We start from the raw sequence: 23,538 nt of genomic DNA, 5'->3' as shown, positions 1-23,538 counted from the left end.
GCCCCAAGGCAAAGTGGGACTGCGCCACCTTGCCACCGGCTGCAAAACTCTCATACCCTGCGCCTGCACCCAGAAGGAGCCCCCCCATGATCGAGATCGAACCCCGTAAAGGCAACGAACCGCTCGAATTCCGGATGACCGGAAAGATCACCGGCGGCGACTATGAGAACATCCTTTCGCCCGCCATCGAAGAGGCCCTGGCCGACGGCGGCAAGATCCGCTGCCTGGCCCAGATCGGCCCGGGATTCGAAGGATATGCCCCCGGCGCCATGTTCGACGATGCCCGCCTGGGGATACGCCACTGGGGCGGTTTCGACAGGATGGCCGTCGTCACCGATACCGACTGGATCGCCAATGGCATCAGGATCTTCGGCTTCACCCTGCCCTGCCCCGTCAAGGTCTTCGATCTGGACGAGCTGGACGAGGCCCGCCGGTGGCTGCGCGAATCCCTGGGCAGCATCCATCTTGACGACCTGGGCGACGACACGCTTCAGGTGCGCCTGCTGGGCAAGCTGGACAGCGCCGCCTATGACCGCGCCGAAGAGGGCATCGACGGCTTCATCGACGGCCACGCCGGGCTGAAGCTGTTGCTGGACCTGCGCGAATTCGACGGCTGGCAGGGGCTTTCGGCCCTTGGCGACCACCTGTCGCTGGTGCGCGATCACTATCGCATCCCCGACAAGGTGGCGGTGGTGGGCAGCGAGGGCTGGCAGAAGCTGGCCGAACGCGTCATGTCGCGTTTCGTGCGCGCCGAAACCCGGTATTTCGACGAAGACCATTTTGACGACGCCCGCCGCTGGCTTGGCCTGGCGGCCACCAAACCGAAAGACCCCGAATGACCGATACCACCAACCGCAAGGCTTCGTCCGTGACACGGACCGTGCAGGCGCTGCATTTCGTCGAAACCGAAACCGGCGCCGTCGTGCCCTCGATCCAGCCGACGGCAACCTATGCCCGCGATGAAAACTACGCGGTGCGCAAGCCCTATTTCTATCGCCGCGACGGCAGCCAGACGACCGCCCACGCCGAAGCGGTGATCGCCGACCTGGAAGGCGCTGAGGATGCGATGCTGTTTGCCTCGGGGATGTCGGCCTGCACTGCCCTGGTCGAAACCCTGCCGCCCGGCGCCCATGTGGTCATTCCGCGGGTGATGTATCATGGCGTGCTGGCGCTGTTCCGCCGCTACGAAGGACAGGGCCGCCTTTCGGTCAGCGATTACGCCGCCGGCGATCTGGACGAGATGCGCGCAGCGATGCGCCCCGGTGAAACCGCGCTGGTCTGGGTCGAGACGCCGAACAACCCCAACTGGGAGGTGACGGATATCGCCGGTGCCGCCAAGATCGCCCATGACGCCGGGGCGCTTCTGCTGACCGATTGCACCGGCACGCCGCCCTGCCTGACCCGCGCGCTGGACCACGGGGCCGATCTTTCGTTCCACTCGGCGACGAAATACCTGAACGGCCATTCCGACGTGACAGCCGGGGTTCTTGCGGTGCGCAATCCCGACGAGATGTGGGAGGCGATCGCCACCCTGCGCACCTCGCAGGGGACGGTGCTGCATTCCTTCGACGCCTGGCTGCTGATCCGGGGGATGCGCACGCTGTTCCTGCGGGTCGAGCGGGCCAGCGACAACGCCATGGCCATCGCCCGCCATTTCCAGGGCCACCGCCACATCGAGTCGGTGCTCTATCCCGGCCTTCCCGAAGATCCGGGCCACGAGGTATCGTGCCGCCAGACCAACGGGCGCTTCGGTGGAATGATGTCGCTGATCGTGAAGGGAAGCGAACAGAATGCAATCGACGTGGCGCGATTCTGCCAGGTGTTCTATCCCGCCACCTCTCTTGGCGGGGTCGAAAGCCTGATCGAGCATCGCAAGACGGTATCAGGCCCCGATTTCCCGGTGCATCCCTGCCTTCTGCGCCTGTCCATCGGGATCGAGGATGTCGACGATCTGATCTGGGATCTGGAACAGGCGCTTTCGCGGGTCTACGACAGCGGCGCCTGATCCCCGCCCTTCTGGGGCTGGCCCGCAACATAGGTCTGCGCGATGGCCCGGTCATCGCCCATGATCTGCAGCGCGAACAGTTCCTCGGCCAGGGTTTCGGCCCGCCCCATGCGCAGGGCCATGGCCGGGGTCGCCCGCGCGTTCAGTACGACGACATCGGCCTCGGTTCCCGGTTCCAGCGTGCCGATCCTGTCGGCCATGCCCAGCACCTCGGCATTGCCGCGCGTGATCCAGTAGAAGGCCCGCAGGGCGTGCAGCGACTGGTTCTGAAGCTGCAGAATCTTGTACCCTTCATTCAGGGTTTGCAGCATGGAAAAACTGGTGCCGCCGCCGATGTCGGTGGCGATGCCGCTGGCGATGCCCCGGGCGCGCAGCCCCGCATCGTCGAACAATCCGCTGCCCAGAAACAGGTTCGACGTGGGGCAGAACACCGGATGCGCGCCGCATTCGGCGATGGCGCCGATTTCGCGCTGTTTCAGGTGGATCGAATGCCCCAGAAGCGTCTTGTCCGACAGCAGGCCGAACCCTTCGTAGATGTCGAGGTAATCGCGCGCCTGCGGATAGAGTTCGGCGGTATAGGCGATTTCGTCGTGGTTTTCCGACAGGTGGGTCTGGATGTGGCAGTCGGGATGTTCCGCCGCCAGCGCCCCGGCGGCGCGCAGCTGTTCGGGGGTCGAGGTGATGGCAAAGCGCGGGGTGATCGCATAAGAGGCACGCCCCTTGCCGTGCCAGGCCGCGATCAGCGCCTTGCTGTCGTCATAGCTTGACTGCGCGGTGTCCAGAACCGCATCCGGCGCGTTGCGGTCCATCATCGTCTTGCCCGCGATCATCCGCATGTTGCGGTCCGAGGCTTCGGAAAACAGCGCCTCGGCCGAGGATTTGTGGACCGAGCAATAGGCCACGGCGGTGGTGGTCCCGTGATCGGTCAGCAGGGAACAGAACCGCCCGGCCATGGCGCGGGCGTGTTGCGCATCGCCGTATTCCGCTTCCGCCGGAAAGGTATATCCGTTCAGCCAGTCCAGAAGCTGGCTGCCCCAGCTGGCCACGATCTGCACCTGCGGAAAGTGGATATGCGTGTCGATGAAGCCCGCCATCAAGATGTTCGGGCGGTGGTCGATGACCCGCACCCCCGCCGCTGCCTGTGCCACCTGGGCGTATTCGCCCGAGGCGGCGATCATCCCGTCGCGCATCAGGACCGCGCCATCCTCGGTAAAGCTGAAGGCCCCGGTGTCGTCGGCGCCGGTCGGTTCGCGGTGAAACGTCAGCACGCGGCCGCGCAGCAGGGTTTCGGTCATGGGAACTGCCTTTGTTGGGGGTGTCGGTTCGGCGGGGCAGCCATGTGCCACCCCGCCGCTGGGGGTCAGGCCCGGTCGTAGGCGGGCAGGTTGTCGTCCAGGAAATCGGGCTCGTCCGGCACGATGATCCGATGCTCCAGGTCTTCTTTCGGTGCGATCATCGGATAAACGATCATGAAGGCCCCGATCAGCAGATAGCCGATGGTGATGCCGTCAAGCTGCGGCAGCTGGAGCGTGTAGCTGTGGATGATCCCGACCGAGGACATCGCCGCCGCCGCGATGGCAAAGCCACCGGCAGTGCGGAACCGCCCGTCGATCACATCCGCCACGATGGCCCCCCAGACCAGGCCGGTGATGATCGCGCCCTGCGACAGGGCCAGGTGGCCCTCATAGTGCGCGCCCTCCATCAGCAGGGCTGCCGTCAACTCGCCGTCGCCCAGCGGCGGAAGCCCCTCGACCCCGACCGAGCGCAGGGCGTTCATCATCGAGCCCCACTTCGTCATCAGGAAGCCCGAGATATGCGGCAGGATCGCGAAGGTCACGGCGGCCATGTGGGCCGGCTTCACCGCGAAGGCGGTGTTGGTGATCAGGCTGACCGACACGAAGACCAGCACCGGCGCCGCCGCCGCGATGGGGATCAGCCCCGCCAGAAGCGACAGGAACCCCAGGAAGGCCGCCGCGGCAATCACAAGCGCCACGCCGACGATATAGCCCGCCCGCGCATCCAGCCGCTTGTAGGCCGGATGGCCGATATAGACGGTGGTGGGAAAGGGCGACCCGAACAGCGCCCCGATCATCGTTCCCGCCCCGTCGGTGACCTGACAGACCGCCACCGGGTAACTGTCGCCCGCGGCCTCGGCGGATTCCACGTTGTTCATGGTTTCGATGAAATTGTAGATCTGCACCGGGATCAGCACCAGGAACAGTTCAGGATTGGCGAAAAGATACTGCACCCCGGCGATCATGTCGCCGAAATAGGGCACCGGCGGATAGAACCCGATGCCGCCGGTGTCGAAGGTGGATTTGCCAAGGGCAATGGCAATCACCGTCCCCACGCCGATGGCCACAAGGCCCGCAGGCACGTTGCCCGGCAGGCGGAACCGCCCGATCAGCCCCCAGAGGATGAACATGAGCGAGGTGAAGCCGATCAGCGGATGCTCGAATATCTCGGCCAGGGGCACCGACCCGATGAAGACCAGCGCGATCCCGCAAAGCGTACCCAGCATGCCCGCGCGCGGCGTGATCCGCTTGAGGAACGGGCCGACGATGGCCCCCAGTGCGGCGACGATCCCCCCCATGAAGCCCGCGCCGATGCCGACCTGCCAGGCCAGGACCGGATCGTTCGTGACCCAGTAGATGGGCCCGATCACCCCGAAGAGATAGACGAACATCACCGGCGTCGAGATGCCGTAAGGCAGGGCCGTCACGTCCTTGCCCTGCCGGTTGGCCACCCATTTCGCCATCAGCGTATAGACAACGACCCCGGCGACGATCGCCACCGCCGCCCCCGGCACGATGCGGCCAAAGACGATTTCGGCGGGCATCTGGAAGACGAACTGGCACACCCCCGAAAGGATGAGAAGATTGACGAGGTTGTCGGTGAACAGCGCCCAGAAGGCGTTGAAGTCGCTTCGCGCGAACAATCTGTAACTGTAGGTCGTGTCTGACATTATTGGTTTTTCCTCCCTGGAAATGTCGTTTCCCGCGCCGCTCTCCTCAGGCGGTTGCGCGGGCCGTTCGCGGATCAGCGCGTGGTGGCGCCGACTGTGTCGTGTACCCTGGCAAGGGCGGTCATCACCTCGGCCACCACATGGGCGGCAATGACCTCGGGCCGCTTGTCGGTGCTGCCCGCCGCCCCGATGGGGCAGACCAGCGCCGCGCAGTCCGACTGCCTGGCGTGTTCCTTGTGGAATCGTTCGAATTTCACCCGCTTGGTGGCCGATCCGATCAGCCCGACATAGGCGGCATCGCCCCTGTCCAGGGCCTCGGTCGTCAGCAGGAAATCAAGCGCGTGATCGTGGGTCAGCACGATGAAGGCGCTGCCCGCCGGGGCGGCGCGGATATCGGCCTCGGGCATGGCCGAGATGCGCTTTTCCACCCCGGCATCGGCCAGGGCCAGTTCCGGCGCGCGCCCGTCGATCAGAACGCAGCGCACCGGCAGGAACTGGAAGAACCGCGCCAGCGCCCGCCCCACATGTCCCGCGCCAAGGATTTGCACCTGGGGGCGCGCCGCCTGCCGGGCGCTTTCGGCGGCAAGCGCGGCGTCACGGTCGGCCCCGGTCATCACCGCAAGGTCGATGGTGACACGCCCTCCGCAACATTGCCCGATCTCGGGGCCAAGGGGCACGTCCATGCTTTCTGATCGCCGCCCGGCGCGCAGCATGGCGCGGGCGGTGTCGATGGCCATGTATTCAAGTTGCCCGCCCCCGATGGTGCCATGCAGCCCCCGGGGCGAAACGAACATCTCGGCCCCCACCTCGCGCGGGGACGATCCGCGCACGCCGCTCAGGCACAGTTTCACGACGTCCCGTTCATCGGCAAGGAACCGCGAAAGCGTCATCGGATCAGCCCCGCAGCCGTTCGATGGCCATCAGCACCCGTTCGGGCGTGGCCGGCGCGTCAAGACGCGGACAGACCTTGTAGTCGCCGACGCTGGCCACAGCATGGCTCAGCGCCTCGAACACGGAAATGCCCAGCATGAAGGGCGGTTCGCCCACGGCCTTTGACCGCTTGATGGTGTTCTCGCGGTTCTCGGACCACTTGGCCAGTTCGACGTTGAACACCCGGGGCCGGTCGGACGCCAGCGGGATCTTGTAGGTCGAGGGCGCATGGGTGCGCAGCTGCCCCTGCTTGTCCCACCACAGTTCCTCGGTGGTGAGCCAGCCCATGCCCTGGATGAAGGCGCCTTCAACCTGGCCCTTGTCGATCACCGCGTTCAGGGATTTGCCCACATCGTGCAGGATGTCGGTCCGTTCAACCCGGTATTCGCCGGTCAGCGTATCGACCGACACCTCGGAACAGGCGGCGCCATAGGCGAAATAGTAGAAGGGCCGCCCCTTGCCGGTGTCGCGGTTCCAGTGGATCTTCGGCGTCTTGTAGAACCCCGCCGCCGACAGGTGGACCCGCGACATATAGGCTTCGCGGATGAAATCGGCGAAGGGGATCGTCTTGTCGCCCACCTCTACGGCATTGGCCACGAAACGCACCTGCCCGGCATCGACCGCCCAGCGTTCGGCGGCGAAGTCCACCAGCCGCGCCTTGATCTGGCGCGCGGCATCCTGGGCCGCCATGCCATTCAGGTCGGACCCGGACGAGGCAGCCGTGGCCGAGGTGTTGGGCACCTTCTCGGTCGTGGTCCGGGTGATCTTGATCCGCTCGAAATCGACCTGGAGCTCGTCCGCGACCACCTGGGCGATCTTGGTGTTCAGCCCCTGCCCCATTTCGGTGCCGCCGTGGTTCAGGTGGATCGACCCGTCGGAATAGATGTGCAGCAGGGCCCCCGCCTGGTTGTACCAGGTGGCGGTAAAGGAAATGCCGAACTTCACCGGGGTCAGGGCAATGCCCTTGCGGATGGTGCCGCCCCGGGCGTTCCACTCCAGCACCGCCTTGCGGCGCGCCTGGTAATCGGCGCTGTCCTCAAGTTCCTGCACGATGCGGGGGGCGATGTTGTCTTCGACGGTCTGGTGATAGGGCGTCAGATCGCGCCCCTCGTCGCCATAGAAGTTGCGCTTGCGAACCTCGAGGCTGTCTAGCCCCCGGTGATAGGCGATCTCCTCCATGATCCGTTCCGCGGCGATCACGCCCTGGGGGCCGCCGAACCCGCGAAAGGCGGTGTTGGAGACGGTGTTCGTCTTCATCGGATGCGAATTCAGCAGGACATTGGGATAGTAATAGGCGTTGTCGGCATGAAACAGCGCCCGGTCGGTAACCGGGCCCGACAGATCGGACGAAAACCCGCAGCGCGCGGCGAATTCGCCCGTCACCGCCGTGATCCGGCCTTCGTCGTCAAAGCCCACCTCGTAGTCGATGACGAAATCGTGCCGCTTGCCGGTGGCCGACATGTCGTCGTCGCGGTCGGGGCGAATCTTGACCGGGCGGTTCCATTTCTTCGCGGCCACGGCGGCGACGGCGCAGAACAGGTTCATCTGGGTTTCCTTGCCCCCGAACCCTCCCCCCATGCGGCGCACGTTGATCGTCACCGCGTTGGACGGTACGCCCAGAACGTGGGCGACCATATGCTGGGCCTCGCTGGGGTGCTGGGTGCTGGAATGCACCATCACGTCCTCATCCTCGCCGGGGATGGCAAAGGCGATCTGCCCTTCCAGATACAGGTGATCCTGCCCGCCGACGCGCAGCTTGCCCTTGATGCGGTGGGGGGCCTTTTCCATGGCCTCTTGCGCCGTGCCGCGTTTCAGGGTCAGCGGCGGCGTAACATATCCCATGCCGGCCGCCTGCGCCGCCTCGGGGTCAAGCGCGTGGGGGAGATCGTCATAATCGACCTGTGCCAGCTTGGCCGCGCGGCGGGCGGCGTCGCGGGTTTCGGCCACGACGGCAAACATCGGCTGACCCCAGAATTCCACCTTGTCGGTGGCGAAGATCGGTTCGTCGTCGCGCCCGGTGGGCGACACGTCGTTGACGCCGGGAATATCCGCCGCCGTCAGCACCCCCACCACGCCGGGGGCGGCGCGCACCGCGTCAAGATCGACCTGGCGCAGCCTTGCATGGGCGCGGGTCGACAGGCCCAGATAGGCGTGCAGCGTGCCGGCGGGTTCGGCGATGTCATCGCAGTATTCGGCCCGCCCGGTCACATGCTTGATCGCGCTGTCGTGGCGCAGGTCGGTGTTGACGCCGCCTCTGATGGTGGCGCGGCCCTGTTGGGCGCGCGCCAGGTGCTGGGCGACGGGCGGGTCCTTCCGCTTGTCGGTTTCGATCGGGGCTTCGATGGTCTTGCCGGTATCCATGATGCTCTCCTCCCTCATGCGCTCAGACGTACGGGCGCGCCGCTGCCCTGCTGTTCCAGCCAGAAGCGGCGGAACAGGTTCCGTGACACCTGCAGGCGATACTCCGACGAGGCCCGCCAATCGGTCAGCGGGCTGAAATCCTCGCCCAGCTTTGCGGCGGCGTTCATCAGCGCGGCCTCGCTCCACTGGGCGCCCACAAGGGCGGCTTCGGCCCGGGCGGCGCGCTTGGGCGTGGCGGCCATGCCGCCAAAGGCGATCCGGGCGGCAGTGATGCGCCCCTCGGCCACCGTCACGTTGAAGGCGGCACAGACCGATGAGATATCCTCGTCGCGACGCTTGGAAATCTTGTAGGCGGCATGACGCCCCCCTTCGCCCGGGCGCGGCACGGTGATGCTTTCCAGGAATTCGCCGGCGGCGATGTCCTGCTTGCCGTAGTCGATGAAGAAATCGGCGATCGGCAGGGTCCGCCGCTCAGCGCCTTTGCGCAGGGTGATCGTCGCGTTCAGCGCGATCAGCACCGGGGGTGTATCCCCGATGGGCGATCCGTTGGCGATATTGCCGCCGATGGTGCCCATGCTGCGGATCTGCCAGCCTGCGATCCTGTCCCAGAAGGGCCCAAGGTGCGGATAATCCGCCACCAGCGCGGCGCGGCTGTCGGTATAGCTGACACCGGCCCCGATGCGGATGGCACCGTCGCGCGTTTCGATCCGGCGCAGTTCGTCCAGATGGCCAAGGAAGACCACGGGCGAGATGTCGCGCAGGAACTTCGTCACCCAAAGGCCCACGTCCGTCGCGCCGGCCACCATGGTCGCACCCGGGGTTTCCACCAGAACCTCGGCCAGGTCATCGACCGACCCGGGCAGGATGCAGCGGCTTTGCCCCTTGGCCACGACGACGCGCGCGCCGTCCTGGAACCTGCGCAACCGGGCGGTCATCGCCTCGCGCTCGCGGGTCAGGGTGTCTTCGGCGGGGCTGCCCAGCGCGGTCATGGCCTTTGCGGCCTTGATGATGGGTTCATAGCCGGTGCAGCGGCAGAGGTTGCCCTGAAGCGCCGTCTCGATCTCGGTTTCCGTGGGCGCGGCATTGCCCATCCACAGGGCATAAAGCGACATGACGAACCCCGGCGTGCAAAAGCCGCACTGGCTGCCGTGGTGTTCGACCATGGCCTGTTGCACCGGGTGCAACCGCCCATCCGGGCCGGAAAGATATTCGATGGATACGACGTGACAGCCATCCAGCGAGGCCAGCAGGCGGATGCAGGCATTCACCGGCTCATAGCGAAGCGCGCCATCGCGCAGCCGGCCGACAAGCACGGTGCAGGCGCCGCAATCGCCCTCGGCGCAGCCTTCCTTGGTGCCGGTCAAGCGCCGGTCGATGCGCAGAAAATCCAGCAAGGTATCGCTTGCCCCGACGCTGTCCAGCACGATGTCGCGATCGTTCAGAACAAATCGAATTTCGGATCTGGCTGTCATGTGTCCTCCCACGCCTCCGTCATGAATCTGTCGGCAGCGCCGTTATGACTCAAACACGACTGTTGAAATACGGCGCAGTCGGCTATTCTATTTCAACGGATCGTTGATAATCGGAGCGCAGGATGCCCTATCTCGAAAGCCTCAAGGTTTTTGTCCGGGTGGTGGAGCTTGGCAGCATCACCGCTGGAGGGCGCGATCTGCGTCTGACGCCCGCCGTCGCCAGCAACCGGATAAAAGAGCTGGAACGGCGGCTGGACGTGCGCCTGTTCAACCGCACCACCCGCAAGCTTTCCCCGACCGAGGTGGGCCATGCCTTCTATGACCATGCCCGCCAGGTCGTGCAATCGCTGGAGGATGCCGAGGCGGCGATCTCGGATTTCTCGAAGAACCCGCACGGCACGGTGCAGGTGACGGCACCCCTCGGGGTGGGCAAGCGGCTGGTTGCGCCGCTGATCCCCGAATTCGTCGATCAATACCCCGAGGTGTCGGTGCGGCTGCGCCTGTCGGATCGCAAGGTCGACCTGCTTGAGGATGGGCTGGACGTTGCGCTGTTCATCGGGCGGCCGCCGGATTCGAACCTGAAGCTGCGCAAGATCATGGATACCCCCCGCGTGCTTTGTGCCGCGCCCGCCTACCTGGAACGGCGCGGCACCCCGCAAGCGCCCGACGATCTGCGCCGCCACAACTGCCTGTTGCTGCGCTATCCCCGTTCGCCCGAATGGTTCTGGACCCTTTCGACGGCGCAGGGGCCGATGCGCATGGATGTTTCCGGCAGCTACGATTCCGACGATGGCGATGTGCTGACCAACTGGGCCTTGGCCGGGCGCGGGATCGTGAACAAGCCCCGTATCGACATCGCCGACCACCTGCAAAGCGGCGCCCTGGTCGAGGTTCTGGCCGAAACGCCGCCCGAACCGGCGATGTTCGGCTGCCTTTATCCGCACCGGCGGCTTCAGGACAACAAGGTGCGGCTGTTCATAGATTTTCTGCTGGAACGCTGCCGCAGGAAGCTGGCCGCCGAACAGACCCGCCCGGCGCTGCCCTAGCGTCACCTACGCCATCTCCAATTCCCATGAAACGCCCCGCCTTGGCGAAATGCTTTCAATGAATTGTGGGTAATGGATCGTCGGATCGGCGGTTAGCCTCGGCAATCGGACCCCACCAGATGGATGACCGATGACACCTTCGATACGGCGACACCTTCCCGCGCAGCCGGGCACCACCTGCCCCGAGATCTTCGAACCCTACGGGAAACTGATCCCGGCCGGGCCGGTTGACGATCACCTCATGGATGCGCGCATCTTCCGTTCGATCCAGAACCGCATCCGGCGGCGCGGGTGGGTCACGCTGGGCGAACCCGGGCTGCGCCGGTGCCGCGCGCAGCCCTTCAACCCGGCCACCGCGACGCGCGCCCTGGCCTCGCACCCCTGGGAAAGGACGATCCTTGTGCCCGCCACGGTGCAGGATCACGCCCTGACCGTCGCCTGCGGGCGCGACAGCCGGCCGCGCGTCTTTAGCATTGCCGCCGGGCTGGCCGTCAACCTGAAACCCGGCATCCGGTTCAGCGCGCTTTTCCCCCTTGAGCACGAGGCGGATTACTGGACCATCAGCGGTGCCGGGCCGGCGATGGCCACCCCGGCCTGACGCCCCTTATCCCTGCATTTCGGTGACAAGTCGGGTGCGGGTGAACACCTCCAACCCCTCGATCCCGCCTTCCGAGCCATAGCCGGAATCGCCGATCCCGCCGAATGGGGTTTCGGGGGTGGAGATCACGGGCGAGTTGATGCCGACCATCCCCGCCTCGATTCCGTCCGACAGGGCGCGCAGGGTGCCCGCATCGCGCGCAAAGGCATAGGCGGCCAGCCCGAAGGGCAACCGGTTGGCGCGGGTGATCGCCTCGTCCAGCGTGTCGAAGGCCGAGATCGGGGCGACGGGGCCGAAGGGTTCTTCGTTCATGATCCGGGCCGCGTCGATGACATCGCCCAGAACGGTCGGCGCAAAGAAACAGCCCTGGTTGCCGATCCTCGCGCCGCCGGTCAGAACCTTGGCGCCATGGCTCACGGCATCGGATACGAAATCCTCCATCACCGCGATGCGCCGTTCCCCGATCAGCGGGCCCATTGTCACACCATCGTCAAGCCCGTGGCCCACGCGCAGCGCCTCGGCCTCGGCCACGAAGGCATCGGTGAAACGGCCGACTGCCGCGCGTTCGACAAGGAAGCGGCTGGGCGCAATGCAGACCTGTCCGGCATTGCGGAACTTGGCCGCCGCGCTTTGCTTCGCGGCCCGTTCCACATCGGCATCGGCAAAGACCAGCACCGGCGCATGGCCGCCCAGCTCCAGCGTGCAGCGCTTCAGCGTGTCGGCGGCCAGCTTCTGCAAATGCTTGCCCACCTCGACCGACCCGGTGAAGGATACCTTCTTTGCCACAGGCGAGGCGATCAGATGCGCCGAAACCTCGGCCGGATCGCCGAAGACCACGTTCAGCACGCCATCGGGCAGACCGGCATCCTGCAACGCCCGGGCAATGGCGATGGCCGTCGATGGCGTTTCCTCGGAGGGCTTGATGATGATCGAACAGCCGGCGCCAAGGGCCCCCGCCACCTTGCGCATGACGTTGTTGGCCGGGAAATTCCACGCCACGAAGGCCAGCACCGGGCCGACCGGTTCCTTCATCACCATCTGGCGCAGGCCCTGCACCCGGGCGGGCACGATACGGCCATACATCCGCTTGCCCTCTTCGGCGTACCAGCGCAGCACGTCGATGGCGAACTGCATCTCGGCCCACGCCTCGGCCAGGGGTTTACCCATGTCGCGGGTCAGGTTGCGGGCGATGGGCTCCAGCCGTTCGTCCAGAAGCCGCGCTGCGCCTTCCAAGATGCGCTGGCGTTCGATGGGCGGCGTCTTGCGCCAGGTCTGAAAGCCACGTTCGGCGGCGGCAAGGGCGCGGTCCAGATCGGCGGGGGCTGCAAGGGGCAGCGCGCCCAGGGCCTGGCCCGTGGCCGGGTCCAGCACCGGCACGGTCCGGCCCGAGGTTCCGGCAGTCCACGCGCCGTCGATCAGAAGTTCAAGGGGTTCATAAGGGTTGGTCATCGGTGCTCCGTTCGGTCTTGCAGGATCATGGCGGCGGCCTTTTGCGCGATCATCAGGGTGGGGGCATTGGTGTTGGCCGAAGTGATCAGCGGCATGACCGAGGCATCGGCCACCCGCAACCCATCGACGCCGCGCACCCGCAGCGCCGGATCAACAACGGCCCCGGAGTCCGATCCCATACGGCAGGTGCAGGAGGCGTGATAGACGGTGCCGCCGCCTTGGCGCGCGGCGTCAAGCAATTCGGCGTCGCTCTGGGCCGCGGGGCCGGGAACGATCTCTTCCTCCCACAGGTCGCGAAAGGCCGGCTGGCGATAGATCCGGCGCAACAGCTTCATGCCCTCGACCAGGGTGGCACAGTCGCGCGGGGTCGACAGGTAGTTCGGCGTGATCACCGGATCGGCGGCAGGATCGGCCGAGGCGATATCGACCCGGCCCCGCGATTCCGGGTGGCATTGCCAGACGGCCGCCGTGAAGCCCGAATAGCGGTGAAGCGGCTCGCCCGGCTTATCCACCGACAGGGGCATGACGTTGAACTGCACGTCCGGGCGCCCCGGGTCGGCCAGCGGCGTCGAGGCGGCGCCCCCCACCTGCCCCGCCCCGATGGTCAGCGGCCCGCGTCCGCGGAGCAGCCAATCCAGCCCCATGGCCGCGACCCGCAGGGGGTTGCGCAATTCGTCGTTCAGCGAGAGGCGCTGCTTCATCCGCACGATGGTGCGCATCTGGTAGTGATCCTGAAGATTGCCCCCGACATCCGGGCGATCGACCCAGACCTTCAGCCCGTGATCGCGCAGAAGGCCCCCGGGGCCGATTCCCGACAGTTGCAGAAGCTGCGGCGACTGGATCGCGCCCGCGCAGAGGATGACCTCGTGGCGCGCTGTCGCCTCGCCGTTCTGCCAGATCACCCCGCGCGCCCGGGGCCTGCCCCCGGCGGAGGCTTCGATAAGCAGGCGCTGAACCTGGACGCCGGTTTTTACCGTCAGGTTGGCCCGGTCCTGCGCCGGTTTCAGAAAGGCCCGCGCCGCACTGGCGCGCCATCGTCGGCCGATGGTCAACTGGTAGGCGCCCACGCCTTCGGCCTGCGGGCCGTTGAAATCGGGGTTCGCGGGCAAACCGGCCTGCCCTGCGGCGGCCAACCAGGCCGCGCAGAAGGGATGGTCGTTGCGCAGGTCGGACACGCTCAATTCTCCATGCGCGCCGCGCGACTGGCTGGGCGGGCCGTCGTAGCGTTCGACCGCGCGGAAATGGGGCAGGACGTCGCGATGGGCCCAGCCATCGGCGCCCGCCTCTTGCCAACGGTCGAAATCGCCCTGCTGGCCGCGAATGAAGATCAGGCCGTTGATCGAGCTTGAGCCGCCAAGAACCCGCCCGCGCGGCCAGTCGATGGCCCGCCCCCCCGAGCCTTCCGAGGGTTCGGTGCGGAAATGGCGCGAGAACCGGGCATCGTTGATCGAACGGAAATACCCCACCGGCAGGCGCAGCCAGAGGTTGCGGTCATCGCCCCCCGCCTCCAGAAGCAGAACGCGGATCGCGGGGTCGGCGGACAGGCGGTTGGCCAGAAGGCACCCCGCCGATCCTGCGCCGACGATCACATAGTCATATTCGGCCACCGCCAATCCTATCAATAGTTCTAATGTTAGAACGTATATGTGTTGATTTCCTTTCGTCAACCGTGCAATCTGTGTTGGCCCATGGCGGTTTCAGCGGCTATTGCATGGCGCCACAGCCGTCCCGAACCCGTTCACGAAGGAGCCCCTGCATGAATCCGGACCCGTTCATTCGCTCCGGTGGCGCTCCGCTCTATCGTCAGCTGGCCGATCTGCTGCGCGCCCGTATTGCCGCCGGCGACTGGCGCGAGGGCGATTTCCTGCCGCCCATCGAACAACTCATGGACGATTTCCACGTTTCGCGGGTGACGGTGCGCGACGCGATCAAACTGCTGAGCCGGGACGGCCTGGTATCGCCCCAGCGCGGTCGGGGGACCATCGTGAAGGGGTCGATCGCCACCCGGCCCCTGCGCGTCGAAGGATCGCTGCACGACCTGATCGAAACCTATCGCGGCGACATCCCCGACATCAGCAACCTGCAAGAGGGATTCGCCCAGCCCGATCTGAACCCGGACGAGGCCGGGGCCGCCGAGGCCTATTTCCACATGCGCCGCGTCCATACCCGCGACGGTGTGCCCTACTGCCAGATCGACCTTTTCATCGAGAAGGGCATCTATGACCAGGCGCCCGAGCGGTTTCGCAAGCAGCTTGTCCTGCCGCTGCTGATTGAACTGGAGGTGCCGATCGTCGATGGGCGCCAAAGCGTCACCATCGGCAAATGCACCGCCGAACTGGCCGGGCTGCTGTCGTATGAAATGGGCGATCCGGTTGCCAATGTCCGGCGCACCCTGATCGGGCCGGACGGGCGGGCGGTGTATTTCGCCAAAGTAACTTATCGTGGCGATTGCATCCGCTTCGACATGAACATGCGCCCCTGACAGAAGTGCCATCCCGGCAATCGGGATACCTTGGCCCTGCGATTTAACTGCCCACCACAAGACAACGAAAGCGCGCCTGCCCTGCCCGGCAGGCTTGACTCGTATCTGGCAACCTGCAAAGTTCCTAACATTAGGATGTTATGCGCGACACCTGGGGCGTTGCCGACAATCTGTGGAGGAGGAGATAGCATGAGTAATGGTTTCAAGGGATCGCGCGGGCCAACCCGGCGCGGGATCATCGCCGCAGGCGCGGCGGCGGCCACGGTTTCGGGATTTCCCTACATCAACCGCATGGCCCATGCGCAGGGCGCGCCGCTGAAGTTCTGGCAGTTCTACGCGCCGGGCGGCAGCGTCGAATCACAGGTGAACTGGTTCACCCAGCTGGTGGCCGACTGGAACGCCAGCCACGAAAAGCAGATCGAGCTCGAATATGTGCCGAACACCGAATACATGAACGGCACCAAGCTGGCGACGTCCTTTGCCTCGGGTGAGGGCCCCGATATCTTCATCATCTCGCCGGGTGATTTCCTGCGCTATTACAACGGCGGCGTGCTGCAGGATCTGACCCCGCATATCGACCCCGCCGTGCAGGCCGATTACCCCGCCGAGGTCATGGCCTCGCGCAAGGTGGACGACAAGATCTATGCCATCCCGATGGAAGTCGATCCGATGGCGATGTATTATTCCGTCAAGGCCTTCGACGATGCCGGCCTGAACGAGAACGACATCCCGAAAACCTGGGACGAATTCCTGGAGCTGGGCAAAAAGCTGACCAATGGCGACCGCTTCGGCGCGATGTTCCATACGGCGCCCGGATATTACCAGAACTTCACCTGGTATCCCTTCCTCTGGCAGACGGGGGCCGATTTCCAGAAGGACGGCAAAAGCGCCTTCGATTCGCCCGGCACCGTGCAGGCGCTGAAGTTCTGGCAGGACGCCATCGAAACCGGCATCGCGCCGCGCCAGATGCTGGGTGGCGGTGCCAACGATCTGACCGCGAACCTGGCCTCGGGCTATTGCGCGATCCAGAACTGCGGCGTCTGGGGCATTTCGCAGATGCGCGCCAATGCGCCCGATTTCGAATACGGGGTGTTCCGCCTGCCGGTGCCCGAGGGCGGCAAATACGTGACCGTCGGCGGCGGCTGGGCCTTCGCGGCGAATTCGCGCGGAAAAGACCCGGAAACCGCGGCCGAATTCTGTGCCTGGGCCCTGGCGGCCAAAGACGAGGCATCGGTGCAGCGCGGGGTCGATTGGGTGACCAAGGCGAAATCCAACATGCCGCCGCGCACCTCGGGGTTCGAGGTGGGGGGCGATCTGTTCCAGCAGGGCACCCTTGGCACCTTCGCCAACGAGATCGCCACATCGATGCGGGCCGAACCGCGGATGCCGCCGCAGGTCTACAAGATCATTTCCGACGCCATCCAGGCCGCGCAACTGGGCGGGCAGAACCCGCAGGACGTGGCCTCTTCCGCCTCCAAACAGATCGACGCCTTCCTGGCCAGCTACCGGGGCGCGCCGATCCTCTGATCGCCCTGCCGGGGCATTATGCCGAAGCGCTAGCCTGCGCTTCGGCCTCTTCCATTCTTCCGACCATGACGAGGCATGAAACATGGCAGCCACCCCAAGCCCGCCACGCAAGCGGCCAAGACTGTCGGCCAAACATCGCGAGTGGTTGTCGGGCTATCTCTTTGTGCTGCCCGATGCCCTTGGGCTGCTGATCTTCCTGGGCATCCCGATGGCGATGTCCTTTGTCATCGCCCTGTTCCGCGTCGACGGCTTTGGCGGCTATCAGTTCATCGGGCTGGCCAATTACCGCCAGATGCTGGCCGACCCGGTGTTCTGGCAATCCACCTGGGTCACGCTGAAATACGCGGTCTTCCTGGTGCCGCTGACCTATGTGACCGGGCTTGGCCTGGCCTTGCTGGTGCAGCGCACGAACCGGTACAATTCGGTGGTGCGGCTGATGTATTTTGCGCCCCACATGGTCAGCCTCGTGGTGGTGGCGCTGGTCTGGCAGTTCATGGTCATCGACAAGATTGGCATCGTCAGTCGCTTCCTTTCGGCTATCGGGTTGTCGGGCGTGTCGCTTTTGGGCAACCCCGATTTCGCGCTGTTCACCGTCGTGATCGTCAGCGTCTGGTTCCTGATGGGCTATTACATGCTGATCTTCCTTGGCGGGCTTCAGGACATCCCGAAGGAGTATTACGAAGCGGCCCGCGTGGATGGCGCGGGGCCGATCGCGCGGTTCTGGTTCATCACCCTGCCGCTGCTGAAGCCCACCAGTTTCTTCATCATCCTGGTGTCGACCGTGGCCGCCACCGCCGGCGCGCAGGCCTTCGACATCATCTACGTGATGACCCAGGGCGGGCCGTCGAATTCAACCTCGGTTCTCATCATCTATGTCTATCAGCAGGCCTTCGGCTTTGGCGCCTTCGGATATGCCGCCGCCATCGCCTCGACGCTGGTGGTGTTCCTGATGGCCTTCACCGTGGTTTTCTATGCCATGACCCGCGGAGGCAGGTTTACCTATGAGTAAACGGAACAAGCACATTCCCGTCACCAAGGGCCAGGCCACCACGGTTCGGATCATCTGGATGATCGTCTCGGGCATCCTGGGCATTCTCATCCTGTTTCCGCTGCTCTGGATGGTGTCGATCGCCTTTCGCACCAGCGAACAGACCTTCACCTCGCAACTGATCGCCCCCGATGCGACGCTGGCGAACTTCGTTCACGTCTTCACCGAAGTGCCCTTCCTTCTTTACATGTGGAACAGCTTCTTCGTGTCCACCATGGTCACGGTGATCGCGCTGTTCTTTCACACCATGGCCGGTTACGCGCTGGCGCGGCTGCGCTTTCCGGGGCGCGAGTTCATCTTTCTTGCGATCTTTTCCACCTTCCTCGTCTCGCTGCCGGTGATCATCGTGCCGCTTTTCGTGATCGTGAAATCCATGGGCATGCTGAACAGCTATGCCGGCCTGATCATCCCGGCGATCTTCAACGCCTTCGGCATCTTCCTGCTGCGCCAGTATTACCTGTCGATCCCGCGCGAGATCGAAGAGGCGGCACTTATCGACGGCGCGTCCTACTGGCGGATCTACCTCAGCATCATCCTGCCGCTGAGCAAGCCGATCATGTCGGCGCTGGCGATCCTGTTCTTCCTGACCAACTGGAATTCCTTCCTTTGGCCGCTGACCATCGCGTCGGACCCGTCGCTGTGGATGGTGCAGGTGGGGATCGCGAATTTCTCAAGCCAGTACGCGGCGTCCTGGAACTACATGATGGCGGCTTCGACCGTCGTGGCGATCCCGACGCTGGTGCTGTTCATCGTCTTCCAGAAACAGATCATGGACTCGCTCAAGACGTCGGGTCTCAAGTAATCCACAGGTGACAGACATGACCAACGACACGAACTCTCCCCTGCGCGGCCTGGCGAAACTGCGCCAGTGCAAGACGCGCCGCTTCTCCAGCTTCGATCCGACCGGCGGCAACGACGACCGTCTGCACATCGCGCCGGGCAAGACGGCGGTGATCGCCGACTACGACGGCGCGGGCATCGTCACCCACATCTGGGTAACCGTGGCCTGCAACAGCGTGCACGCCCTGCGCAAGATCGTGCTGCGCGCCTTTTGGGACGGCGCCGATCACCCCTCGATCGAGGCGCCGCTGGGCGATTTCTTCGGCATGGGCAACGGGCTGACCCGGAACTATGCCAGCCTGCCGATGCAGGCCAGTCCCCAGGACGGCAAGGCCTTCAACTGCTATCTGCCCATGCCCTTCGCCAAGGGGATGAAGTTCACCGTCACCAACGAGGCCGAGGACGAACTTCTGTTCTACTACTACGTCGATTTCGAGATGCACGCCCAGCTTGACGATGACATGGGCCGCCTGCACGCCCAGTACCGCCAGGACATCCCCGAGGCCTTCGATGAAACCGGCCTGACCAACGAAGAGGTTCTGTTCGGCGGCGAAACCACCGATGGCGCCGACAATTACACCTTCATGGAGGCCGAGGGTCACGGCCATTACATCGGCGTGATCCACAACGTCTTTTCCCGGCGCCGGTCAAACGAATGGGACTGGTACGGCGAGGGCGACGACATGTTCTTCATTGACGGCGAACAGGGTTTCGAGGTGCCGAACCGCCCCGAAGGCGTGGTGCAGGTGGGTGAACTGGCCCCCTATATCGAACCCCGCCCCGAATCCGCCCCCGGCGCCAACGACGCCTGGCCCCCCACCCTGCACGGCACCGGAACCGAGGATTACTTCAACACCGCCTGGTGCCCGACCCAGGATTATTCGGCGCCCTATCACGGCATCATAGCGGGGGGCGGTCCGAACTGGACAGATCCGGTCTGCCTTTACCGCTGGCACATCGAAGATCCGGTGGTGTTTCACAAGTACATCCGCGCCACCATCGAGCGCGGCCACGCCAACCGGCGCAGTGACGCGATGTCGTCGGTGGCCTTCTGGTACGGCGATGCCGCGCGCCCGCTGAAAACACCCCTGCCCCCGGTCACCGACCGCATCCCCCTGTTCCGCCGCCCCTTCCAGGACATGGAACAGGCCCGGAAGAAGGCGCAAAGCTGAGATGGCATCGGTCGAGATCAGGAACGCCGTCAAGAAATACGGCGAAGTGCAGGTTATCCACGGCGTGGATATCGACGTTGGAGACGGCGAATTCGTCGTGCTGGTGGGGCCTTCGGGCTGTGGTAAGTCCACCCTCTTGCGGATGATCGCGGGGCTGGAGGAGATTTCCGGCGGCACCATCAGCATCGCGGACGAGGTGGTGAACGACCTGGAGCCGAAAGAGCGCAACATCGCCATGGTGTTCCAGAACTACGCGCTCTACCCGCATATGACCGTGGCGGAAAACATGGGGTTCTCGCTGCGCCTGTCGCGGGTATCGAAGGACGAGGCAAAGGCCAAGGTCGAGAACGCCGCCGACATCCTCGGGCTGGGCGCCCTGCTGGATCGTTATCCCGGGCAGCTTTCGGGCGGACAGCGGCAACGCGTCGCCATGGGCCGCGCCATCGTGCGCGACCCCAAGGTGTTTCTGTTCGACGAACCGCTGTCCAACCTCGACGCCAAGCTGCGGGTGCAGATGCGCGCCGAGATCAAGGCGCTGCACCGGCGGCTGAAAACCACCACTGTCTATGTCACCCACGACCAGGTCGAGGCGATGACCATGGCCGACCGCATCGTCATCATGCGCGATGGCCACATCCAGCAGATCGGCACGCCGCTTGAACTTTACGACAACCCGCAGTCGATGTTCGTGGCCGGGTTCATCGGCAGCCCCTCGATCAACTTCATTCCCGGCACCCTGAAGGATGGCACCTTCCATGGCATCGGCGGGCTGAGCTTTGCCAGCGACGGCCCCGAAGGCGACGCCGTGGCGGCGATCCGGCCCAACAAGCTGGGCCTTTCCCCCGGCGGCTCTGAATGGGACGTGCTGGAGGTTGAACCCACCGGCGCGGAAACCATGCTGATGCTTCAGGCGGGCGAGGTTCAGATCACCATTTCGGTCAGTGATCGCACCACGCTTGAACCCGGAGACAAGACGGGCCTGTCGGCGCTGCCGGGGGACGTGATGCTGTTCGATCCGAAAACCGAAAAGCGCATCCTCTGATCGCCGGGCCGCCGGGCTGGCGCCCGGCGGCTATTCCACGTGGTGCAGCCCGGTCCGCATCTTGCCGCCGACAGTCAGCTGAAACCGCCCGCCGTGGAAGCTGGCCCTGCACAGCTCGATCACCTCGTCGCCCTCCAGCCGGGTCGTCTGTGCCGTGCGCAGGACGGCCCCGCCCGGTTTCAACCCAAGAAGGCCCGCCTCGTCGTCGGTGGCGATGGCCGCCTCGATGGTGGTCGAGCCGCTGACAAGATGCAGGCCGTAGTCGTCGCGCAGCGTCTGGTAAAGCGAACGGTTGTCGAACTCCAACCGCAGCAGGCCGGGGCACAGATGTTCAGGCAGATAGGATGACTGGATCACCAAGGGATGCGCGCCCGACATGCGCAGCCGCTTCAGGTGCACCACCGGCGAATATTCCCCGATTTCAAGCGCCTCGGCCAGGTCGGGCGAAGCCTCGATGCGCCGCAGGTCCAAGAGGCGCGAATGCACCTCGAAGCCCTGTTCGCGCATGTCGTCGACAAAACCGACAAGGGGCTGCAACTCCTGCTTCAGCGGCTTGCCCGCCACGAAGGTGCCCTTGCCGCTGGCCGTCACCAGAACCCCGTCGTTCACCAGGTCGGCGATTGCCCGTCGCGCCGTGATTCGGCTGATGCCATAGCGTTCGCAAAGTTCCCGCTCGGACGCGATCTGCTGATCGGGTTTCCAGGTGCCCGCCGCGATTTCATCCAGGATCGCCTGGCGTAGGCGCAGGTGCAGCGGAAGCGCCTGAGCACCCGAGGAATTTTCGAGTTTCGATGACGGCATTCCGACCCACCTTTCCACGCAAAGCCAAGCGGTCTGGATGATACCACTTGTTATGACCAGTAATGCCTGATACTAGCACGGACCAAGTTGCAAGGAAAGCGCTGCGCCCCGCACCACCGGATGCGGATCGGACCCACCGCAGGTTCCTGCCGCGACACCGGACGAAGGCCGGCACCGCACCCGGCCAGCACGACCCAACTGTGGAGGAGACAGAAATGCCCGACATCACGACCATGAACAGGCGAACGTTCCTTGCCGGAACCACCGCGCTTGGCGCGCTGGGAATTACCGGCGCGGCCCGCGCGCAGGACATCACGATTCCGGCGCCGATTGCCGACATTCCCACCGATGCGCCCATGCGCTGGATCGACACGGGCGATCAGAAGGCGGTTTTCTACCGCGATTTCTTTGCCCGCTACACCGCCGAACGCGGCGTCGACGTGGTTTACGACGGCCTGCCCTGGTCGGAACTGAACACCGTGGTGCCGCTGGGCATCCGCAACGGCACGGCGCAGGATGCCTTCGTCCTGCCCTCCAGCGTTCCGCCCGCCTTTGCCGTGCGCGACGGCTGGGTGCAGCCCTACGACGGGCTGATCCCCGATCTGGAAGCCTGGAAGGGCAACTTCCCCGACGGTTCGTTCATCGAAGGGCTGAACGTCTTCGAGGGCAAGACCTATGGCGTGCCCTATACCAGCGCCCTGGTCAGCGGCGCGCACCTTCTGTTCAACCGCGACATGATGGCCAATGCGGGCTTTGACCCCGAAGCGCAGCCGCTGACATGGGACGGCTTCCGCGAGGCCGCACGCAAGATCACCGAAAGCGCCGGCGGTCGGGCCTATGGCTTCATCATCGGCGGCGCCCAGGTGGGCCGCTGGTCAGAAGTGGTGCGCACGCTGGGCCAGATGGCCGGCGCGGCCTGCGGCAAGGTGTCGATCGCCGCGGGGGTGGATTTCCGCACCGGCAAGGTGATCTGGAACGCCGACGAATTCGTCGCCGCCGTCGAACTGCTGCTGGCGATGAACGACGATGGCAGCGTCTTCCCCGGATCGCTCAGCATGACCGCCCCCCAGGCGCGGGCCTTCATGCCCCAGGGCGCGGCGGGCATGATCCTGCAGGGGCCATGGAACATCCCCGTGTGGGAACGCGAGAACCCCGATTTCAACTTCGGCATCGCCCCGCCCCCCGCCCCCGAAGGCGCGACGGGCAAGATCATCACCGGCGAACTGGCCGAACCGGGCAATACCATGTTCATCAATGCCAAGGCCAAGAACCCGCTGGCGGTGGCCGATGTGGTTCACTACCTCGGCACGGTCGAGGGCCAGACCGCCTGGGCCAATGTCGTCGGCCCGTCGGACCCGCCGCTCTTCCCCGAGGCGCTGGAGCGCTCCAGCATGTCGAAGCGGTCGACGGCGGTTCTGTCCATGTTCCGCGACATCGTCCGCGTCGGGCCCAACCCCTTTGCCCGCAACCCCGAACTTTCGGAAGTGGCAAAGGCCTATGTCGAACCGACACCGAGCCTTGCCAGCACCGTCCAGGGCCTGTTCGCAGGCCAGCTGACCGGCGTGCGCGAGAACCTCGACATCCTGACCGAGGCGACCGAGGCCGCGCTGGACAAGGCCTTCGACGAGGCCCGCGCCAATGGCGCCAACGTCAGCCGCGACGACATGGTGTTTCCGAACTGGGATCCGGCGCGCAACTACGTCGCCGCCGACTACGCCGAACTCTGATCTGGATGGGCGCCTTCATGGCGCCCATTTGCCCATCACCGTCGGCCGCCCGCCGGGTGCCGCGACAATGACG

19 protein-coding genes are annotated in these 23,538 nt (G+C 65.1%); 11 read left to right on the top strand and 8 right to left on the bottom strand.

The genetic code is table 11. The annotated features are described in order from the left end of the window. Nucleotides 1-86: 86 nt before the first annotated feature. Nucleotides 87-839 carry a SpoIIAA family protein gene (locus tag H7828_RS14260; RefSeq protein ID WP_226781729.1) on the top strand — a complete coding sequence of 251 codons (753 nt, stop codon included), beginning with the start codon at nucleotides 87-89 and terminating at the stop codon, nucleotides 837-839. Then, complete coding sequence (locus H7828_RS14255) at nucleotides 836-2,005, top strand: trans-sulfuration enzyme family protein (RefSeq protein WP_226781728.1); 1,170 nt, start codon at nucleotides 836-838, stop codon at nucleotides 2,003-2,005. The genes H7828_RS14260 and H7828_RS14255 overlap by 4 nt, the downstream gene beginning before the upstream one ends. Here the strand turns inward: H7828_RS14255 and guaD are convergent. From guaD to xdhA, 5 genes are all read right to left on the bottom strand, one after another. Further along, complete coding sequence (guaD, locus tag H7828_RS14250; RefSeq protein ID WP_226781727.1) at nucleotides 1,987-3,300, bottom strand: guanine deaminase; 1,314 nt, start codon at nucleotides 3,298-3,300, stop codon at nucleotides 1,987-1,989. The genes H7828_RS14255 and guaD overlap by 19 nt on opposite strands. Nucleotides 3,301-3,365: 65 nt before the next feature. Further along, complete coding sequence (locus tag H7828_RS14245; RefSeq protein ID WP_226781726.1) at nucleotides 3,366-4,970, bottom strand: xanthine/uracil/vitamin C permease; 1,605 nt, start codon at nucleotides 4,968-4,970, stop codon at nucleotides 3,366-3,368. Nucleotides 4,971-5,044: 74 nt separating this feature from the next. Further along, nucleotides 5,045-5,860 carry a xanthine dehydrogenase accessory protein XdhC gene (xdhC, locus tag H7828_RS14240; protein WP_226781725.1) on the bottom strand — a complete coding sequence of 272 codons (816 nt, stop codon included), beginning with the start codon at nucleotides 5,858-5,860 and terminating at the stop codon, nucleotides 5,045-5,047. Between the two features lie 4 nt (nucleotides 5,861-5,864). After that, nucleotides 5,865-8,261, bottom strand: a complete 2,397-nt coding sequence (xdhB, locus tag H7828_RS14235) for a xanthine dehydrogenase molybdopterin binding subunit (RefSeq protein WP_226781724.1) — start codon at nucleotides 8,259-8,261, stop codon at nucleotides 5,865-5,867. 14 nt (nucleotides 8,262-8,275) lie between these two features. Next, complete coding sequence (gene xdhA, locus H7828_RS14230) at nucleotides 8,276-9,733, bottom strand: xanthine dehydrogenase small subunit (RefSeq protein ID WP_226781723.1); 1,458 nt, start codon at nucleotides 9,731-9,733, stop codon at nucleotides 8,276-8,278. 122 nt (nucleotides 9,734-9,855) lie between these two features. Here xdhA and H7828_RS14225 point away from each other — a divergent pair, with 122 nt between their 5' ends. Both H7828_RS14225 and H7828_RS14220 read left to right on the top strand, forming a co-directional pair. Continuing rightward, nucleotides 9,856-10,779, top strand: a complete 924-nt coding sequence (locus H7828_RS14225) for a LysR family transcriptional regulator (protein WP_226781722.1) — start codon at nucleotides 9,856-9,858, stop codon at nucleotides 10,777-10,779. Between the two features lie 130 nt (nucleotides 10,780-10,909). After that, nucleotides 10,910-11,377 (top strand): ureidoglycolate lyase, encoded by a 468-nt coding sequence (locus tag H7828_RS14220; RefSeq protein WP_226781721.1) that lies wholly within the window; start codon nucleotides 10,910-10,912, stop codon nucleotides 11,375-11,377. A 6-nt stretch (nucleotides 11,378-11,383) separates the two neighbouring features. Here the strand turns inward: H7828_RS14220 and H7828_RS14215 are convergent, their stop codons facing one another. Both H7828_RS14215 and H7828_RS14210 read right to left on the bottom strand, forming a co-directional pair. After that, nucleotides 11,384-12,826: an NAD-dependent succinate-semialdehyde dehydrogenase gene (locus H7828_RS14215; RefSeq protein ID WP_226781720.1), complete on the bottom strand. Its 1,443-nt coding sequence runs from the start codon at nucleotides 12,824-12,826 to the stop codon at nucleotides 11,384-11,386. Beyond that, the gene (locus H7828_RS14210; protein WP_245398727.1) at nucleotides 12,823-14,439 is read right to left on the bottom strand and encodes a GMC family oxidoreductase; all 1,617 of its coding nucleotides are present in this window, start codon (nucleotides 14,437-14,439) and stop codon (nucleotides 12,823-12,825) included. Before H7828_RS14210 ends, H7828_RS14215 begins: the two co-directional genes overlap by 4 nt. 143 nt (nucleotides 14,440-14,582) lie before the next feature. Here H7828_RS14210 and H7828_RS14205 point away from each other — a divergent pair, with 143 nt between their 5' ends. From H7828_RS14205 to H7828_RS14180, 6 genes are all read left to right on the top strand, one after another. Next, complete coding sequence (locus tag H7828_RS14205; protein WP_226781718.1) at nucleotides 14,583-15,308, top strand: GntR family transcriptional regulator; 726 nt, start codon at nucleotides 14,583-14,585, stop codon at nucleotides 15,306-15,308. A gap of 189 nt (nucleotides 15,309-15,497) precedes the next feature. Continuing rightward, nucleotides 15,498-16,835: an ABC transporter substrate-binding protein gene (locus H7828_RS14200; RefSeq protein ID WP_226781717.1), complete on the top strand. Its 1,338-nt coding sequence runs from the start codon at nucleotides 15,498-15,500 to the stop codon at nucleotides 16,833-16,835. Nucleotides 16,836-16,917: 82 nt separating this feature from the next. Further along, nucleotides 16,918-17,844 (top strand): carbohydrate ABC transporter permease, encoded by a 927-nt coding sequence (locus H7828_RS14195; RefSeq protein WP_226781716.1) that lies wholly within the window; start codon nucleotides 16,918-16,920, stop codon nucleotides 17,842-17,844. After that, the gene (locus tag H7828_RS14190; RefSeq protein ID WP_226781715.1) at nucleotides 17,837-18,685 is read left to right on the top strand and encodes a carbohydrate ABC transporter permease; all 849 of its coding nucleotides are present in this window, start codon (nucleotides 17,837-17,839) and stop codon (nucleotides 18,683-18,685) included. The genes H7828_RS14195 and H7828_RS14190 overlap by 8 nt, the downstream gene beginning before the upstream one ends. Nucleotides 18,686-18,701: 16 nt before the next feature. Continuing rightward, nucleotides 18,702-19,895 (top strand): glycoside hydrolase family 172 protein, encoded by a 1,194-nt coding sequence (locus tag H7828_RS14185; RefSeq protein ID WP_226781714.1) that lies wholly within the window; start codon nucleotides 18,702-18,704, stop codon nucleotides 19,893-19,895. Nucleotide 19,896: 1 nt separating this feature from the next. Then, nucleotides 19,897-20,937, top strand: a complete 1,041-nt coding sequence (locus H7828_RS14180; RefSeq protein WP_226781713.1) for an ABC transporter ATP-binding protein — start codon at nucleotides 19,897-19,899, stop codon at nucleotides 20,935-20,937. A gap of 30 nt (nucleotides 20,938-20,967) precedes the next feature. Here the strand turns inward: H7828_RS14180 and H7828_RS14175 are convergent, their stop codons facing one another. Continuing rightward, complete coding sequence (locus H7828_RS14175; RefSeq protein ID WP_226781712.1) at nucleotides 20,968-21,738, bottom strand: GntR family transcriptional regulator; 771 nt, start codon at nucleotides 21,736-21,738, stop codon at nucleotides 20,968-20,970. A gap of 215 nt (nucleotides 21,739-21,953) precedes the next feature. Here H7828_RS14175 and H7828_RS14170 point away from each other — a divergent pair, with 215 nt between their 5' ends. Continuing rightward, the gene (locus tag H7828_RS14170) at nucleotides 21,954-23,465 is read left to right on the top strand and encodes an ABC transporter substrate-binding protein (RefSeq protein ID WP_226781711.1); all 1,512 of its coding nucleotides are present in this window, start codon (nucleotides 21,954-21,956) and stop codon (nucleotides 23,463-23,465) included. Nucleotides 23,466-23,538: the final 73 nt, after the last annotated feature.

The sequence above is a fragment of the Oceaniglobus trochenteri genome, assembly GCF_020529025.1.
In the GTDB taxonomy this organism is placed as follows: Bacteria; Pseudomonadota; Alphaproteobacteria; order Rhodobacterales; family Rhodobacteraceae; genus Oceaniglobus; species Oceaniglobus trochenteri.
The sequence above is the reverse complement of the archived record's forward strand: the minus strand, read 5'-3'. Positions and strand labels throughout refer to the sequence as shown.

What these genes read in the sequence shown, in the direction of transcription:
- H7828_RS14195 (WP_226781716.1), top strand. Translation starts at nt 16,918, where the DNA reads ATGGCAGCCACCCCAAGCCCGCCACGCAAGCGGCCAAGACTGTCGGCC.
- H7828_RS14175 (WP_226781712.1), bottom strand. Translation starts at nt 21,738, where the DNA reads ATGCCGTCATCGAAACTCGAAAATTCCTCGGGTGCTCAGGCGCTTCCG.
- H7828_RS14255 (WP_226781728.1), top strand. Translation starts at nt 836, where the DNA reads ATGACCGATACCACCAACCGCAAGGCTTCGTCCGTGACACGGACCGTG.
- H7828_RS14220 (WP_226781721.1), top strand. Translation starts at nt 10,910, where the DNA reads ATGACACCTTCGATACGGCGACACCTTCCCGCGCAGCCGGGCACCACC.
- H7828_RS14180 (WP_226781713.1), top strand. Translation starts at nt 19,897, where the DNA reads ATGGCATCGGTCGAGATCAGGAACGCCGTCAAGAAATACGGCGAAGTG.
- H7828_RS14245 (WP_226781726.1), bottom strand. Translation starts at nt 4,970, where the DNA reads ATGTCAGACACGACCTACAGTTACAGATTGTTCGCGCGAAGCGACTTC.
- H7828_RS14190 (WP_226781715.1), top strand. Translation starts at nt 17,837, where the DNA reads ATGAGTAAACGGAACAAGCACATTCCCGTCACCAAGGGCCAGGCCACC.
- H7828_RS14225 (WP_226781722.1), top strand. Translation starts at nt 9,856, where the DNA reads ATGCCCTATCTCGAAAGCCTCAAGGTTTTTGTCCGGGTGGTGGAGCTT.
- guaD (WP_226781727.1), bottom strand. Translation starts at nt 3,300, where the DNA reads ATGACCGAAACCCTGCTGCGCGGCCGCGTGCTGACGTTTCACCGCGAA.
- H7828_RS14260 (WP_226781729.1), top strand. Translation starts at nt 87, where the DNA reads ATGATCGAGATCGAACCCCGTAAAGGCAACGAACCGCTCGAATTCCGG.
- H7828_RS14200 (WP_226781717.1), top strand. Translation starts at nt 15,498, where the DNA reads ATGAGTAATGGTTTCAAGGGATCGCGCGGGCCAACCCGGCGCGGGATC.
- H7828_RS14215 (WP_226781720.1), bottom strand. Translation starts at nt 12,826, where the DNA reads ATGACCAACCCTTATGAACCCCTTGAACTTCTGATCGACGGCGCGTGG.
- xdhA (WP_226781723.1), bottom strand. Translation starts at nt 9,733, where the DNA reads ATGACAGCCAGATCCGAAATTCGATTTGTTCTGAACGATCGCGACATC.
- xdhB (WP_226781724.1), bottom strand. Translation starts at nt 8,261, where the DNA reads ATGGATACCGGCAAGACCATCGAAGCCCCGATCGAAACCGACAAGCGG.
- H7828_RS14205 (WP_226781718.1), top strand. Translation starts at nt 14,583, where the DNA reads ATGAATCCGGACCCGTTCATTCGCTCCGGTGGCGCTCCGCTCTATCGT.
- H7828_RS14170 (WP_226781711.1), top strand. Translation starts at nt 21,954, where the DNA reads ATGCCCGACATCACGACCATGAACAGGCGAACGTTCCTTGCCGGAACC.
- xdhC (WP_226781725.1), bottom strand. Translation starts at nt 5,860, where the DNA reads ATGACGCTTTCGCGGTTCCTTGCCGATGAACGGGACGTCGTGAAACTG.
- H7828_RS14185 (WP_226781714.1), top strand. Translation starts at nt 18,702, where the DNA reads ATGACCAACGACACGAACTCTCCCCTGCGCGGCCTGGCGAAACTGCGC.